This is a genomic window from Sphingomonas trueperi, from assembly GCF_040545665.1.
Lineage (GTDB): Bacteria > Pseudomonadota > Alphaproteobacteria > Sphingomonadales > Sphingomonadaceae > Sphingomonas > Sphingomonas trueperi_B.
In genome coordinates this window covers 270,820-286,072 of the sequence record NZ_JBEPMH010000002.1, presented here as the reverse complement: position 1 = coordinate 286,072, position 15,253 = coordinate 270,820, and the positions used below count along the sequence as shown (strand labels likewise).

The 15,253-nt window shown below is 68.6% G+C and carries 15 protein-coding genes; 4 read left to right on the top strand and 11 right to left on the bottom strand.

Annotation, left to right across the window (positions count from 1 at the left end):
* Position 1: 1 nt before the first annotated feature.
* The 7 genes from ABIC65_RS08570 to ABIC65_RS08540 all read right to left on the bottom strand — a co-directional run bounded on the left by ABIC65_RS08570 (position 2) and on the right by ABIC65_RS08540 (position 7,067).
* On the bottom strand, positions 2-1,084 hold the full coding sequence (locus tag ABIC65_RS08570; protein WP_354308091.1) for an FUSC family protein: 1,083 nt from the start codon (positions 1,082-1,084) through the stop codon (positions 2-4).
* Complete coding sequence (locus ABIC65_RS08565) at positions 1,075-1,476, bottom strand: DUF1801 domain-containing protein (protein WP_354308090.1); 402 nt, start codon at positions 1,474-1,476, stop codon at positions 1,075-1,077. Before ABIC65_RS08565 ends, ABIC65_RS08570 begins: the two co-directional genes overlap by 10 nt.
* Before the next feature lie 261 nt (positions 1,477-1,737).
* Positions 1,738-2,799, bottom strand: a complete 1,062-nt coding sequence (locus ABIC65_RS08560) for a hypothetical protein (protein ID WP_354308089.1) — start codon at positions 2,797-2,799, stop codon at positions 1,738-1,740.
* Between the two features lie 231 nt (positions 2,800-3,030).
* Complete coding sequence (locus tag ABIC65_RS08555) at positions 3,031-3,480, bottom strand: MaoC family dehydratase (RefSeq protein ID WP_354308602.1); 450 nt, start codon at positions 3,478-3,480, stop codon at positions 3,031-3,033.
* 42 nt (positions 3,481-3,522) lie between these two features.
* A complete protein-coding gene (locus ABIC65_RS08550) occupies positions 3,523-4,791 on the bottom strand; it encodes an ectonucleotide pyrophosphatase/phosphodiesterase (protein WP_354308088.1) in 1,269 nt (422 codons plus the stop codon).
* 194 nt (positions 4,792-4,985) lie between these two features.
* Complete coding sequence (locus ABIC65_RS08545; protein WP_354308086.1) at positions 4,986-6,305, bottom strand: hypothetical protein; 1,320 nt, start codon at positions 6,303-6,305, stop codon at positions 4,986-4,988.
* Between the two features lie 3 nt (positions 6,306-6,308).
* A complete protein-coding gene (locus ABIC65_RS08540) occupies positions 6,309-7,067 on the bottom strand; it encodes a glutaredoxin family protein (RefSeq protein WP_354308085.1) in 759 nt (252 codons plus the stop codon).
* 58 nt (positions 7,068-7,125) lie between these two features.
* Between ABIC65_RS08540 and ABIC65_RS08535 the strand changes: the two genes are divergently transcribed.
* Positions 7,126-7,524, top strand: coding sequence for a MerR family DNA-binding protein (locus ABIC65_RS08535; protein ID WP_354308084.1), 399 nt, complete (start codon positions 7,126-7,128; stop codon positions 7,522-7,524).
* 217 nt (positions 7,525-7,741) lie between these two features.
* On the opposite strand, the gene ABIC65_RS08530 is transcribed toward ABIC65_RS08535, so the two are convergent.
* Complete coding sequence (locus tag ABIC65_RS08530; protein ID WP_354308083.1) at positions 7,742-9,508, bottom strand: methyl-accepting chemotaxis protein; 1,767 nt, start codon at positions 9,506-9,508, stop codon at positions 7,742-7,744.
* 238 nt (positions 9,509-9,746) lie between these two features.
* On the opposite strand from ABIC65_RS08530, the gene ABIC65_RS08525 reads away from it, so the two are divergent.
* Both ABIC65_RS08525 and ABIC65_RS08520 read left to right on the top strand, forming a co-directional pair.
* Complete coding sequence (locus ABIC65_RS08525) at positions 9,747-11,183, top strand: sensor histidine kinase (RefSeq protein ID WP_354308082.1); 1,437 nt, start codon at positions 9,747-9,749, stop codon at positions 11,181-11,183.
* Between the two features lie 9 nt (positions 11,184-11,192).
* Positions 11,193-11,534: a response regulator gene (locus tag ABIC65_RS08520; protein ID WP_354308081.1), complete on the top strand. Its 342-nt coding sequence runs from the start codon at positions 11,193-11,195 to the stop codon at positions 11,532-11,534.
* 132 nt (positions 11,535-11,666) lie between these two features.
* On the opposite strand, the gene ychF is transcribed toward ABIC65_RS08520, so the two are convergent.
* On the bottom strand, positions 11,667-12,764 hold the full coding sequence (gene ychF / locus ABIC65_RS08515) for a redox-regulated ATPase YchF (protein ID WP_354308079.1): 1,098 nt from the start codon (positions 12,762-12,764) through the stop codon (positions 11,667-11,669).
* 178 nt (positions 12,765-12,942) lie between these two features.
* Here ychF and ABIC65_RS08510 point away from each other — a divergent pair, with 178 nt between their 5' ends.
* Positions 12,943-13,953, top strand: a complete 1,011-nt coding sequence (locus tag ABIC65_RS08510) for a transferrin-binding protein-like solute binding protein (protein WP_354308078.1) — start codon at positions 12,943-12,945, stop codon at positions 13,951-13,953.
* Positions 13,954-14,117: 164 nt separating this feature from the next.
* Here ABIC65_RS08510 and ABIC65_RS08505 read toward each other — a convergent pair whose 3' ends face one another.
* Positions 14,118-14,549, bottom strand: coding sequence for an NIPSNAP family protein (locus ABIC65_RS08505; RefSeq protein WP_354308077.1), 432 nt, complete (start codon positions 14,547-14,549; stop codon positions 14,118-14,120).
* A gap of 94 nt (positions 14,550-14,643) precedes the next feature.
* Positions 14,644-15,213, bottom strand: a complete 570-nt coding sequence (pth, locus tag ABIC65_RS08500) for an aminoacyl-tRNA hydrolase (RefSeq protein WP_354308076.1) — start codon at positions 15,211-15,213, stop codon at positions 14,644-14,646.
* Positions 15,214-15,253: the final 40 nt, after the last annotated feature.

The window sequence follows — 15,253 nt, the reverse complement described above, 5'->3', positions numbered from 1 at the left end:
CTCAGCGGCCTGCGCTGGGCATTGCGGGCGGGGCAAGGGCAAGCAGGCGATCGAACGCCAGATTGAGCGCAACAACGATCGCCCCGCCGATCAACGTCGCGACCATGCGATCGACCAACAGCGCCGTCGTCGCCGGATGTCCGATGTCGATCACCAGCAGGATCAGCGGCGCCGAGAGGATCGCGTAGAGCAGATAGCTGCGTGCTCGGGCCACCGGCACCAGCGTCGCCAGCACCGCCGCGACGATCCCCAGCGCGATGGGGCCATATGCCAGCGCGAACAGCAGCCAGGCGAGCGCGACGCCGCCGAACGTGCCGAGCAGCCGCTGGAGCGTCTTCAGCGGCAGGGGCACGATGCCATGCTCGGTCAGCAGCGGGACGGTCAGCACGAGCCAGGCGAAATGGTGCGTCGGGAAGGCGTGACGCAGCATGCTGGCGATACCCAGGCCGATCGCCAGCCGCAGCGAGAACTGCCAACCGGCAAGGCTGTGCAGCTGTTTGCGGAAATGCGCGCGCCGCTGGGCAGGGCTGGGCTGCCGGCGCTGGGGCTGGACGAGGGCTGATTCTGCCTGGCCTCGTGGATCGAGCAGCAGCCGCAGCAGGATGTTCCACAAGGCGCCCAGCCCGAACACCAGCGCGCTGCCCGCGCCGTGCGCCGTGCTGCCCTCGATCAGCGTCATCCCCAGCACGCAATAGATGTTGAAGCGGATGGCCGCAGCGGCAAGCGGGCGGCTGTAGTTCACCGACAGCGCCGCGATGGCGACCATCAGGATCATCGCCGGGTCCGCCGCGGGCAGCCGGGCAAGCAGCGTCGCGGTCGCCACGGCGGCCAGCGCCGGCAGTGCCATGGTGAGGAGCCGCATCGCCCGGTCGCTCCCGGCGACGCTCGCCTCGGCAGGGCCGCCGGCGAGCAGTACGGCGCCGAGTCCGATCAGGAAACCGGCGTGCGGTTGCCCGAGCAGCAGCCCCAGCGCCACCGGCACGGCCATGCCCAGCGCACCGATTGCCAGCGCACGCGACCGGATCGGATCGGTGCGGTCGATCGCGAGGAGTGCCCGGACAGGGCGGGGGAGGCTTAGGCGCACACGCCTTGATTCTCGTCCGCCGCGGCGCGGATCAGCGCGCGGAACGCCGTCTCGTCCAGCACCGCGTCCTGCCGCAGATCGATTGCCCGGCGGGTGCCCGCGTCGAGGCTGGCATTGAACAGCCCGGCAGGGTCCGGCAGCGCTGCGCCGCGCGCGAAGGTGAGCTTCACCTTGTCCTTGTAGAGCTCGCCGGTGCACAGGATGCCGCCATGCGACCAGACCGGCACGCCGTCCGGATTGCTCGGCTTGCGCCACTTCACCGCTTCGACGACCTCGGGCACGGCCTCGTGGATCAGCCGGCGGATGCGGGCGAGCAGCGCGCCGCGCCAATCGGCGAGCGCGGCGATCTTGGCATCGATTTCGGCGGTGTCGGATGTCGCGGCAACGGACATGGTCCCTCTCCCGGGCAGGCAGCCGGGCGGGCTGCTGCCCAGCGCTGCATGAAGCCGAGCATAGCAGCGACCAAAGGGCGCGTCCTGCGGCTAAGTTGCCAAAGTTCACGCGCATGAACGTTTATCGCGGCGCTCGAACTGGGGCCGAATAGCAAGATGCTTCCGCAGCTTTCCTCACCCCGCTGGGCACGGCCGACACACGAAATCGCCGGGTAGCGCGAAGGGCCACCCGGCGACGTCGATCATGCTAGGGCGATGCGGTCACGAATATTCCCAGACGATCACCAAGCCGCCATTGCCGGGGCCGCCCGCGCGTGCTGCCATGTTCGCGATGTTGGAGGCACCGCCGCCGCCGCCGGATCCGCTGCCGTTCGGGTTGCCGCCACCGGCGCCACCGTTGATGCTGCCTGCGGACGCGCCGTTCAGAGCGCTGTCCCCGCCGCGCCCGCCAACCGAAGACGAAGGGCTAAGCGCCAGCCCGATACCGCCGGCGCCACCACCGCCGCCGCCCAGATTGGCACCCGTCGGCGGAAGACCCCCATTCGTCCCCCACGTTGCGGCGGGAGATGACGTCGCGACACCGGCGGTTCCGCCCAGGCCCCCGGGTGCGACCAGCAGATTGCCGAAGCTCGATGCCTGGCCGTCCGCGCCGGCAGCACCCGCGCTCGTAGCGAATGCGCCGAGGCCTACCGTCACGGTCACGCCAGCAAAGCCCGAAGTGAACCGTGCCCTGCCATAGGATCCTGCGGCGCCGCCGCCGCCTGCGGACGACTGGTTGGATCCGGTTACCGCGCAGCCGCCCCCACCACCGCCGCCGCCAAACGCTTCGACGATGACGCTCGTCGTACCCGGCGTCGGCGTATAGACACCGCTTACGGAGAAGCGTTGGACGTTTATCAGGCTTCCCGACACGCTCGACGCGGCTTGGCCGAAGAAATCGCGCTCGTCGGTGATGTCTTCGTTCAGGATCTTGACCTGCGCAGGCCGCAGCTTGACCTGTGCCACGGGCACGGACCCGGCGGGAATGGCCGGGGGGACGGGCGTGGCGCTTTCCGTCCCGGCGATCCTGCTCGCGACGCCGGTCTGCGGATTGAGCACCACGCGATCGATGCGCGTATTCGTGGTCGGGGCACTGAAGCCCGACACGAGCTGTTCGTCATTCTCGATCAGCGTCGTTCCCACCATCACGTGTCCCGCGTCGACGGCGATCGCGAGGCTCGCGGGGTCCGTTTCATGGGGCGCATAGGCGGCGGCGATCCGCGCCAATACCGCCAGATCCCCATCGACGATCGACGATGGGATGCCAAAGGTTGAAACCGTCATGTTTGATTCTCCAGGTGTTGCAGACGCGACTTCACGCGGCCCGATGTCACGCTGACACAGCCAATCTGGGGTACGTCGATGTCGAGGGGCTGGACCGGCCCCGATCGGGGCGAGATTCGTCAGCGTTCCTGATTTGTTCCATATTATCGTGACGATGTCAAGGCTAGTTCAGACGTTTGAATCCCATCGTCGTCAGGAACAGCCCGCCATCGACGGGCGTACCGGCTGCAATCACCCCGCCGCGCGGCGCGCGATCAGGGCGTTGGCGATGAACGTCAGCACCGGTTCGTCGTTCTGGTTGAACGTCGTCAGCCGGCTGCGGACGATGCCCATGTCGGGGCGGCTTTGCGAGGCGCGGGCTTCGAGTACTTCGGTTTCGCAGCGGAGGACGTCGCCCGGATAGACCGGCTTGAGCCAGCGCAGCTCGTCGATGCCCGCCGCGCCCAGGCTGGCGATGGGGTCCGCCTCGTAGTGCGCGACCAGCATCGCCATCGTCATCGCGTTGGTGTGCCAGCCGCTCGCCGCCAGCCGGCCGAAATGGGTCTTGGCCGCCGCCTCGTCCGAGAGGTGGAAGGGCTGGGGATCATATTTGCGCGCGAATTCCAGCACCTCCTTGCGGGTGACGTCGTAGCGGCCGAAGCTGGCGCGGTCGCCGGGCTGGATGTCGTCGAAGAAGCGCATGGCAACGAGTTTCATTGAGAAACCCGTTGCTGGCAAGCGGATTCAGCCGGGCTGGAGGAGGGGGCGGAAGGGCGCGTCGTCGCCGTCGAGCCCGGCCTTGGGCGGCAGTCCGAGCAGGTCGCGGAGCAGCGGGGTGACGTCGACATTGTCGAACGCCGCGACCGTGCCGTGGCGGAACGCGGGGCCGGCGGCGACGAACAGCGCTGCCATGTCCGCCGAGCGGTTGTCATAGCCGTGCTCGCCGCGGGTGAAGGGGGCATCGGGCAGCCTCTCGACGATCATCCAGCGCGGTTCGGCGAGGCAGAACAGCGCGGCGATGCGCGGGTTGGTGCCGTAGCGAAAGCGGGCGGGGATGTCGGCCTTGCGCCAGCATTCCATGTGAGGATGCGGCCGGAGCAGCGCCTGTTCGACCAATGCTTCCTTGCCGGGCAGGGGATCGAGCGCGGCGAAGGGGCCGGCTTCGATCAGGTGATAGCTGTCCTTGGGCAGGCCGAGCGGGATCACGCGGGTGTCGCTGGTCTCGGACATGCCGTGATCGGAGACGATGACCAGGTTGGCGGGCTGGCGGAGCGCGGCGAGGCCCTCGACCAGCGCGCCGATCTGCGCGTCGACCGCGGCGGCGGCCTGGGTGACCTCGGGCGAGTCCGGCCCATGTTCATGGCCGGCCACGTCGACCCGGTCGAAATAGAGCGTAACGAAGCGCGGGCGGCTGGCGGCGGGGCGACGGAGCCAATCGAGCACGGTGTCGACGCGTTGGGTGTCGCTTATCGCCTGGTTGTACTGGAGCCAGTCGCGCGGGCGCGTGCCGCCGGCATAGTCGCCGTGATCGGGTCTGGTGACCCTGCTGCCCCAGGCGACGTTCGCGCCGGGCCAGAACACCGTGCCGGTGCGGATGCCTGCCTTCTCCGCCTCGACCCAGATCGGCGCGGCGGCGTTCCACCAATAGGGCGCGTCGCTGGCGGTGGTGAAGGTCTCGCCTGGGTGGGCGGCGTCCTCCATGCGGTTGCCGACGATGCCGTGATGGTCGGGCACCATGCCGGTGACCAGCGTCCAGTGGTTGGGGAAGGTCTTGCTCGGGAAGCTCGGGCGCATGGGGCCGGTGATGCCTTGGGCCGCGAGCCGGGTGAGGTTGGGCGTGACGCCGCGCTGGAGATAGTCGGCGCGGAAGGCGTCGATCGAGATCAGGATCGTGACGGGCGCGCGGGCTTCTACCGCCGCGGGCGGCGGGGGCGGGGCCTGGACCGGCGGCGTGGCACAGGCCTGGAGGACCGCGATCAGCGCGGCGGCGGCGATTCTGGTGGTCCAGCGCATGGGGTGCGCCATGCGCTGGATTTGTTGCGGGGGGAAGACCCGGGGCGCCCCCTCCACCACCGCCTTCGGCGGCGGTCCCCCTCCCCCGCTTCGCGGTGGAGGAAACACCTGTGTAGATAGCGTTTCCTCTCCCGCGCAGCGGGGGAGGGGGACCGCGCCGCGCCAGCGGCGTGGTGGAGGGGGCGCCCCCGCGCTTACCGCCCCAGCGCAAACCGCGCGAACAACGTGTAGCTCACCGGTGCCTTGCCATAGGCCGCGTCGAGCGCGCTTGGCTTGGCATAGGCCGCAACCGATCCGCCCAGCGCCAGCTCGGTCTGGTGCGCGAGCGGGATGCGATAGGCATAGCCGCCCTCGAACCGCGTCACCCGGAACTTGGCGTCGTGCAGCGGATCGTCATGGTCGGGGAAGAGCTCGTCATTCGCGACATTCTCCACCCGGCCGAACAGGCTGTGGCGGCTGGTCAGGTCCCAGTTCGCCTCGGCGGTGAATGCGCTCAGCACCGGCCCCGGCAGGCGATGCTTGGCGGCATAGGCGACCATCGCCGAGACCTTTCCACTGCTATAGTGGAGGCTGGCGGTGGTGCGCTGCTCGTCCTCGCCCGCATGCGTGACTTCGGGGCTCTTGAGATGCCCGGTCGAAACCTGCGCCACCCAGTTGTCGGTGGGCGACCAGCTCGCGCGCACGCTCCAGCTATCGAGCTTGATCGGATCGATGTCCCAGCGATGCTCGTCGGGCTCGCGGCCGTTGAACCACGATCCTTCGAGCTGCACGCGGCCTGCCTGCACCCCGCCGGTGACGACGCCATAGGTGATGTGGCTGCTGTCGAACCAGTGGTGCGCGATCGGCGACAGGGCGAAATAGCGGGCCGAGCGGCGGTGCATGAAGGCGCTGGGGCCCAGCGCGGGCTCGGCGACGGGGCCGCCATAGACGAAGAGCTTGGTGTCCGGCGCGACCTGGGTGTCGATACGGGCGCTCAGTTCCATGAACAGGTCGTGCGGATGCTGGCGATCGACCAGCGGCTGGCCGTTCGCGGTCTCGCCGCTGGCGAAGAGGTTGGGATAGCCGCGCTGGCCCATCGCGGGCTCGAGGCTGCCCATCGCGCGGAGCTGGAGGCTGGTGCCGCCCCAGTCGCGGCTGGCGCTGAGCATCGCCATCGATTCGACGAACGCCTCGTCCTTGCCGCGCTTGCCGCCCTGATCGGTATAGACGCCCCAGACATAGCCGTGCGCCATCACCATCCAGTCGCCATGGCTGAGCATCACGCCGCGCATCGGCCCGTCGGCCTGGGGCAGCAGCGCGGTGCCCGAGCCACCGGCGGCATGGTCGGAGCCGCCCATGCGCATGTTGGCCATCGGCTTGGACAAGTCCATGTCGGGCATGGTGTGGCCCATCGCGGCATGGTCCTGCGGCGTCGGTTCGGCGGGCATCGACCCCATGTCGTGCATGCCGTGATCCTCCTGCGCGAAGGCGGGCAGGGGGGCGAGCAGGGCGAGGGCGGCGAAAGTGGTACGCAAGGGTCAGGCTCCCAGCAGGGGTCGCGCGAGCATCCAGAGGCCCATCGCGATCATCATCAGGTTTTCGGTGAGCGACACGAAGCCGAGCGGCACGTTGCTGTCGCCGCCGACGCAGGCGCATTTGAGGTCGCGGCGATCGACATAGACTGCCTTGAACACCGACACGGCACCGATCCCGCCGATGAACAGCGCCAGCGGCGCGGAGAACCAGGTCAGCACGTTCGCCGTCATCAGCAGCCCGGCCGTGGCTTCGGCGAAGGGGTAGAGCGTGGCATAGGGCACCCAGCGCCGGGCGAGCAGGTCGTAGCCGAGAAACATCGTCGCGAAGCCGGACACGTCGCGCAGCTTGAGCATCGCCAGCAGGCACATCGCAAAGCTGACGAACCACTCGCCCGCGCGCATCGTGAACGGGGTCGCATAGGCGGCCTGGCTGGCGGCCAGCGCCAGCAGCGCGGCGATGGCGAACAGCGCGATGACGGGCACATAGGTCTTCGCCTTGGGATCGCGGACCTTCAGGCCGAGGAACTGGCGGAGATCATCATGCCCGCCGATGCGGCGCTCGCCGATGAAGACCTGCGGCGTGGTCGTCACGCCGTGGCGCGCCTTGAACGCGTCGGTCTCCTCGCGGGTGGTGAGGTGGCGATCGTCGACGGTGTAGCCGTGGCTTTTGAGCAGGTGCAGGGCGCGCAGGCCCCAGGGGCAGACATGCGTGCCCATCACCATGCGGTAGAGAATTGCGCTTTTTTCCAAGGCGGATGACATGGGGTTTCCTTCACTCCGCACCCCATATAGGCTCCGTACCATGGTACGGAGTCAAGCCATGTCGCAACTGACGATCGGAAAGCTGGCGGATGCCGGCGGGGTGGGGGTGGAAACGGTGCGCTATTACCAGCGCCGCGGGCTGCTGCCGACGCCCGAGCGCGGCGGCGGGCCCGATGCGGGCGTGCGCCGCTACGGCGAGGAGGAAGTGCGGCGGCTGCGCTTCATCCGATCGGCGCAGGCGGCGGGGTTCACGCTGGAGGAGATCGGCGAACTGCTCGAGCTCGACGCGACCGACGATCGCGCGCGGGCCCGCGAGCTGGCGCGGGCGCGGATCGCGGCGCTCGACGTGAAGATCGCCGAGCTGGTGCACGCGCGCGAGGGGCTCGCCCGGCTGGCGCGGGAGTGCGGGTCGGGCAGCGCGGGGCCGTGCCCGATCCTGACGGCGTTCGAGGGGTAGGGGGAAGGCGAGGCCGGGCGAGGCGACGCCCTTTTCACCCCTCCCGCTTGCGGGAGGGGCAGGGGGAGGGTGTGTACGGGAAGCAGAACTCGAAGGGTGAAGAAGCGGGGAGCTGTGCTGTTCGCGCTCTAATGCGGCGTGTCGCCTGCCACCCTCACACACCCTCCCCTAACCCCTCCCGCAGGCGGGAGGGGGATTTGCAGGGGAGGACTTTAGCTCAGTACGCCATCTCGAATGCCGGCGTGTCCGCGCCGCTGCGATACCCCGCCACCTCCTCGTCCACCCGGAAGGCCTCGGCATTGCCGAGCAGCGTCGCCGCCTCGCGGTCGAGCGAGCGGGCGGCGGCGGAGGTCTGCTCGACCATCGCGGCATTCTGCTGGGTGGCGGTTTCCATCTCGACCACCGACTTGGTGATGTCCGAGATCGCACTGGCCTGCGAGCGATTGTCCTCGCGCAGCGCCTGGAGCAGTTCCTGGACGCCGTCGAAATTCTCGACGATCTCGCCCAGCGCCGTGTCGACCGCGCGGACTTCGCTGGCGGCGGTGGCGACGTCGATCTGCGTCTCGTTGATCAGGTCGCGGCCGCGCTTGGCCTCTTCCTCGGCGCGCAGCGCGAGCGCGGAGACGAGATCGGCGACCACCGCGAAGCCGCGTCCCGCCTCGCCCGCGCGGCCCGCCTCGACCGCGGCGTTCATCGCCAGCACGCGGGTCTGGAAGGCGATCTTGTCGAGCCCCTCGACCACCGTGTCGATCGCATTGGCGCGTTCGGACACGCTGTTCATCGCGGTCGCCGCGTTCTGCGCGGTGCTGCGGCCCGCATGGACCAAGGCACCGGCCTGCTCGGCGCGCGCCATGGTGGCCTCGGCGGACTGGCTGCTGCTCTTCAGCCGGTTCTCGATCAGCTGGATCGCGGCGCTGGTCTCCTGGAGCGTATGCGCGGTAGTCTCGGTGCGGTGGGCGAGGTCTTCCGAGGCCGTGGCGATCTCGCTCGATCCCGTGCCGATATTGCGCGCGCCGTGGATCGCGGTGCGCAGCATCGCCGAGAGCGCGCCGGCGGCCCGGTTGAAGCTCAGCCGCACCGGCTCGTAGACGCCGGGGAAGGGGGTGTTGATGCGGTGGCGCAGGTCGCCCTTCTCCAGCGCGGCGAGCGCTGCGCCCAGCACGTCGCCGACATTTTCCTGCTCGGCGAGGTGGGCCGCGTCCATCTCGGCGCGGCTGCGCGCGGCGGCGTGGAAGCGCGCCACGGCCTGGGCGATGTCGCCCAGTTCGTCGGTGCGGTCGCGATAGGGGATCGCGGTGTCCTGCCCGCGCGACAGCGTGGTGGTCGCCTGGGCGACCTGGGCCAGCGGCTGGGCGACGCGGCGGGTGAGCCACCAGGCGAACCAGCCGATCGTGCCGAACAGCGCGAGCGCGAGCAAGGTCAGCACGCCGATCGAAGTCCAGAGCGACTGGGACGAGCGGTCGCCGAACGCGGCCTGCTCCTCGGCGGTGGCCTTGACGAGCGCGTCGATCGCCTTGCGGTGCGCGTCATAGGCTTGCGTGAGCACCGCATAGCGGGCGCGGGCGGTGACCATGTCGTTCGCGGCGATCGCATCGAGAAACGAACCCTGCGCCTCCTGCCAGAAGCGCATCGCCGGGGTGTGCGTGTCGGCCAGGATCGCGCGCTTGAGGCGATCGGGCAGCTCCGACTGTTCCCACACCGCGTGGCGTTCGTCATAGGCCTTGCGCAGCTCGGCAAGGCGGGCGCGGGTGGCGTCGATCCGTTCCGGGTGGTCGAGCAGCAGCGTCGCCTCGAGATAGGGCTCGATGATATATTCGGGCGGGGGCAGAATGTCGGCATTGAGATCGGCGATCTCCATCGACGCGCGGTGCATCGGGCCGCCCATCCGAATGGCGTGGATCCGCCACGCCGAGACGGCGAAGGCGATGGCCAGAAGCAAGATCAGCGCAATCGCGCCGCTGCGAACCCGCGCGGTAATCGTCATGCAGTCCCCCCGAGTGGTCTATGCCCCCGTACCGGACCCATTGTAGAAACATTTCTAGCGCGTTGCCGCCCGAAGCGAAGATTTGTTGCGCAGCTGCTTCCGCCCGGCCGACGGCACAGGCTCAGGCTGTGGCAAATTCACATAGGTTATCGCCGCCAGACGGCGAATGAACGATTGCGGAGGAGAAACATTGTCCCAGCCGCGGGGGCAGGCGTGATCCGCTGCGTGGAGGAGTAGGATGGTCGACAAAGGCTACCCGATCGGTGGGGGGCAGCTAGGGCAGCTAATTCGGGATTTCGACTGGGCGGCAACGTCGATCGGGCCGCTCGCGCAGTGGCCGCAGAGCCTGAAATCGGTCACCCAGATGCTGCTGCTTTCCCCGGTGCCGATTGTGCTGCTGTGGGGCGAAGACGGCGTGATGATCTACAACGACGCCTATTCGGAATTCGCCGGCAGCCGGCACCCGGCGCTGCTGGGGTCCAAGGTGCGCGAGGGCTGGGCCGAGGTCGCCGATTTCAACGACCATGTCATGCGGGTGGGCCTGAGCGGACAGACGCTCGCCTATCGCGACCAGGAACTGGCGCTCCAGCGGCGCGGCAAGCTGGAGCCGGTGTGGATGAACCTGGATTACTCGCCGGTGCTCGACGAGACGGGCAGGCCGGCGGGCGTGATCGCCATCGTGGTCGAAACGACCGAAAAGGTGCTTGCCCAGCGCCAGCTGCGCGAGAGCGAGGGGCGGCTCCGCGCCTTTGTCGAGGCGACCTCGGATGCGATCTACCGGATGAGCCCCGACTGGTCGGACCTGCTGCACCTCGACGGCGGCACCTTCCTCGCGCACGCGCACCAGACCCTTCCCGAGTGGATCGACACCTATATCCCCGTGGAAGATCGTGATCGCGTGCGCGCCGCGATCGCCGAAGCGGTGGCGACCCGCCAGCCGCTCGAGCTCGAACACCGCGTGCGGCAACTGGACGGCAGCCTCGGCTGGGTCGCCTCGCGCGCGGTGCCGCTCACCGACGAGGCGGGGGAACTGGTCGAATGGTTCGGCGCCGCCTCGGACATCACCGAGCAGCGGCGGACCAACGAGCATCTGAGGCTGGTGATCAACGAGCTCAACCACCGGGTGAAGAACACGCTGGCGATGGTCCAGGCGATCGCGATGCGCACCTTTCGCGCCGCGCCCGATCTGACGGTGGCGCAGGAGCAGTTCGCCGCGCGGCTGGTGGCGCTGGCCCAGGCCAACGACCTGCTCACCGGCGAGCGCTGGGCCGGCGCATCGCTGCGCGAGGCGATCGACCAGGCGGTGCGCCCGCACCAGCATGACCCGGCGCGCTGCACGCTGGAGGGCGCGGACGTCCGCATCTCGCCCAAGACCGCGCTGGCGCTGGCGCTGGCGATGCACGAGCTTTCCACCAATGCGGTCAAATACGGCGCCTGGTCGAACGAGACGGGGCGGGTGGCGATCGCCTGGTCGGTGGCCAATGGCCAGTTGCGGCTCGAATGGCGCGAGCATGGCGGGCCGATCGTGGTGGCGCCGGCGCGGCGCGGTTTCGGGTCGCGGCTGATCGAACGTGGCCTGGCGGGGGAACTTGGCGGGACGGTGACGCTTTACTTCGAGCCCGAGGGGCTGCGCTGTACCGTCGAGGCGCCGCTCGCTGCCGTCACCGTGGAATAGGATAAGGCCGTGCGTGTCCTGATCGTCGAAGATGAAATGACGATCGCCTTCCTGATCGAGGACATGCTGATCGATCTCGGCCATGAGGTGGTGGCGATCGCGATGCGGCTGCCCGAGGCGCTGGAGGCGGCGCGGCAGGTGGAGGCCGACCTGGCGATCCTCGACGTCAACCTCGACGGTCATCGCTCGTTTCCGGTGGCGGACATCCTCGCCGAGCGCGCGATCCCCTATGCCTTTGCGACCGGATACGGCGCACTGGGGCTGGAGGGGCCCTATCGCGAGCGGCCGGTGCTCGCCAAGCCGTTCCTGCGCGAGCACCTCGCCGCGCTGATCGTGAAGGTGTGTGGGTAGGGGGGGGCTAGGGTAGCCCCTCCTCCTCGGAGGAGGGGTTGGGGTGGAGGGATTCCAGAACGCCTGTTGGTCTCGGTGAGACTCTGCCCCACCCCAACCCCTCCCCTGAAGGGGAGGGGCTAATGACAGTCTTCAGCTATGCAGGAAGTGCATCACGTCGCCGTCGTTGACGACATAGGCCTTGCCTTCCGCCCGCAGCTTGCCGGCTTCGCGCGCCTTGGCTTCGCCGCCCAGCGCGACGAAATCTTCGTACGCGATCGTCTCGGCGCGGATGAAGCCCTTCTCGAAATCGCTGTGGATCTCGCCCGCCGCATTGGGCGCGGTGGCGCCGCGGTGGACGGTCCAGGCGCGGGCTTCCTTGGGGCCGACGGTGAAGAAGGTCAGCAGGTCGAGCAGCGTGTAGCCGGCGCGGATCACGCGGGCGAGGCCGGTTTCCTCGAGCCCCAGCTCGCCCAGGAACTCGCCGCGCTCCTCCATCGGCATGGTCGCGATCTCGGCCTCGATCGCCGCCGAGACGACCACCGCCTGGGCGCCCTCGGCCGCCGCCTTGGTGAAGACCTTGGCGGATAGATCGTTGCCGTTCGCCGCGTCTTCCTCGTTGACGTTGCACACATAGAGCACCGGCTTGGCAGTGAGCAGCTGGGCAATGCGGAGGTGGCGGGCCTCGTCCTCGTCCTTGGGAACGGTGAGGCGGGCGGGCTTGCCGTCGCGCAGCAGGTCGAGCGCCTGGCCGAGCACGCTGGCGGCCGCCTTGGCCTCCTTGTCGCCCTGCGCCGCCTTCTTGGCGAGGTTGGGCACGCGCTTCTCGAGGCTTTCGAGATCGGAGAGCATCAGCTCGGTCTCGACCGTCTCGGCGTCCGCAATCGGGTCGACGCGATTGTCGACATGCTGGATGTCGTCATTCTCGAAGCAGCGCAGGACGTGGACGACCGCGTCCACCTCGCGGATGTTGCCGAGGAACTGGTTGCCCAGGCCTTCGCCCTTGCTCGCGCCGCGCACCAGCCCGGCGATGTCGACGAAGCCCAGCTGCGTCTCGATGATCTTCTGCGAGCCGGCGATCTCCGCCAGCTTGTTCAGCCGCGGATCGGGCACTGCGACGTTGCCGACGTTCGGCTCGATCGTGCAGAACGGATAATTGGCCGCCTGCGCCGCGGCCGTCTCGGTCAGCGCATTGAAAAGCGTGGACTTGCCCACATTGGGCAGGCCGACGATGCCGCAACGGAAACCCATGTACTTCGATCCTGTCGTGAAGGGGCCGGCGGGTGCGCCGGCGATATTGCGGGCTCGATACGCGCAGGCGGCGGGTTTTTCCAGTGTAACGCGCGCGGCCTTGACGCAGGGGCGTTCATCTGGGGTACAGGGGGCCAAGTCTTTTCCTGCGTGCGCCAGGTTCTCGAGGAGTTTTCGTATGATTCGCCGTTATGTCATTCTGGGCAGCGCCGCGGCTGCGGCCGCGCTGGCAAGCTGCAGCGGCGGTGGGGACTCCTCGCCGACCCCGACGCCGACGGCTTCCGGCTCGGCGACGCCCACCCCGACGCCGACCGCCACCTACACCGCCTTCCCGCTGGCCGCCGCTACCGAGTTCAGCACGCTGAATGCGACGACCAACTATACCGGCGATCCGGCGACGAGCGCCGTCACGCTGGGCGTGACCGCGACCGAGACCTTCAACAGCCGCGTGAAGCTGGCCGCCACCGCGGACCTCACCAACGGCACTTTCGTGATGGACGAGGCGACCGAGGAGTCGCGTTTCGCCGGCACGAACGTAATCACCACTGCGGCGCCGACGGTGACCGAGTTCGTCTACCGCAGCGTGAGCACCGCCACGGGTGCGGCGGCGGGCAATTTCAGCCAGCTCGAAGTGCTCAACAATATCGGCGCGGCCACCGTGACGACCAGCGACAGCCTGCTCAAGCAGCTGACCGTGCTGAGCTACGCCAACTGGTGGCGCGGCGATTCGACCACCGGCCAGAAGCGCCTGACCTATTCGATCTGGGGCTATCCGACGCTCTCCTACGACATGCCGACCACCGGCAGCGCCACCTACACCGCTCGTGTGGTCGGCCGCTCGGTGAGCGTCGCCAATGGCGCGACGACGCTGGTCCGTGTCGGCGGCACCGCGACCGTGACGGTCAACTTCGCCACCGGCCTCGTTACCACGGCGATGAACCTGACGACGCTGCCGAGCGGCGGCGCCGAGACTGCGTATGTGACGCTGAACGCCCAGGGCGCGATCCCGATCGGGCAGAACCAGTTCAGCGGCAGCCTCGTCAGCGGCGGGGCGGCGACCGGCACGATCGCGGGCGCCTTCTACGGCTCTAAGGGCGTGAACATCGGGGTCGTGTTCGGCGCCTCGGGCACGATCAACGGCGCGGACACGCGCATCGTCGGCGAAGTGGTCGGCGTGAAGCAGCCATAAGCGTCGCGATCCTCGGAAAGATGGGGGCTCGGGAAACCGGGCCCCTTTTCTTTTGCGCGTCGCGCGATGCGATCAGCGGAGCAAGAGCAGGAAGGGGAGTGCGAGCAGGTCGAGCAGGAGCACGCAGCCAACCCATACTCTACGCCCGCGTCCGCATGCGCCGCTTACCGGACCGGTGCGAGCGGCGGCGAATAATCGGCCATGGTCATGAAGATGCTCTCGACCTTGGCGACGATCTTGCCGTTCGCCTCGGATTCGGCGACCACCTTCTGCCATTCGGGATCGGCGCCGAACGCCTTCCAGTCCGCCTCGCGTGCTTCACGGTTGGGGTAGGCGAGGATGTAGACCACGCGGCCCTCCGGCGCGTCGGGGCGGGGCAGTTCGTTCCAATAGGCGACATTGCGCATGCCGTGCTTGGCGAACAGCTTGAGCGTGTGGTTGCGGAAGCGGGCGTTGAGTGCCTCTGCCTTGCCGGGGGCGGGGTAGTAGATGCGCAGCTCATAGATCGGCTGCTGCGCCTGGGCAGCGGTGGTCTGCGCCGCAGCGGGCGCGGCGAGCGGAAGGAGGGCGAGCAGGGCAGGCAGGACCAAGCGCATCGGGCATCCCTTCATCGATGATGGCGGCAGGTTGGCACGGGCGGGGCTGCCGTTCCATCGCAACCTCCTTGATCCAGGCTAGAACGGGGAGCGCTCAGTCCTGCATCCGCCGTGCGACTTCGTTCATGAAGCGCACGTCGTCGCCTGCCGCCAGCCAGGATGCCTCGGCGGCGATCGCACCCAGCATGTCGGACAGGGGCTCGATCTCGGTCTTGGCATAGTTGCCGAGGACATAGCCGGTCACCCGGTCCTTGTGACCCGGATGGCCGATGCCGAGCCGCACGCGGCGGAAATCGGGCCCGAGATGCGCATCGGTCGAGCGCAGGCCGTTATGCCCGGCGGTGCCGCCGCCGCGCTTCACCTTCACCTTCATCGGCAGCAGGTCGAGCTCGTCATGGAAGACGGTCACGTCCTCGGGCGTCAGCTTGTAGAAGTCCATTGCCGCGCGCACCGCCCGGCCGCTCTCGTTCATGAAGGTGCCGGGCTTGAGCAGCACGATCTTCTCGGTGCCGATCCGGCCTTCCTGGGTCCAGCCCTGGAACTGCTTCTTGGGCGCGGAGAAGCCATGTACTTCGGCCAGCGCATCGAGCGCCATGAACCCGACATTGTGGCGGTGCATCGCATATTGCGGCCCCGGATTGCCGAGACCCACCCACAGCTGCATCACCCACACTCCCGAAAAGAAAATCGCCCCCGCACCTAGG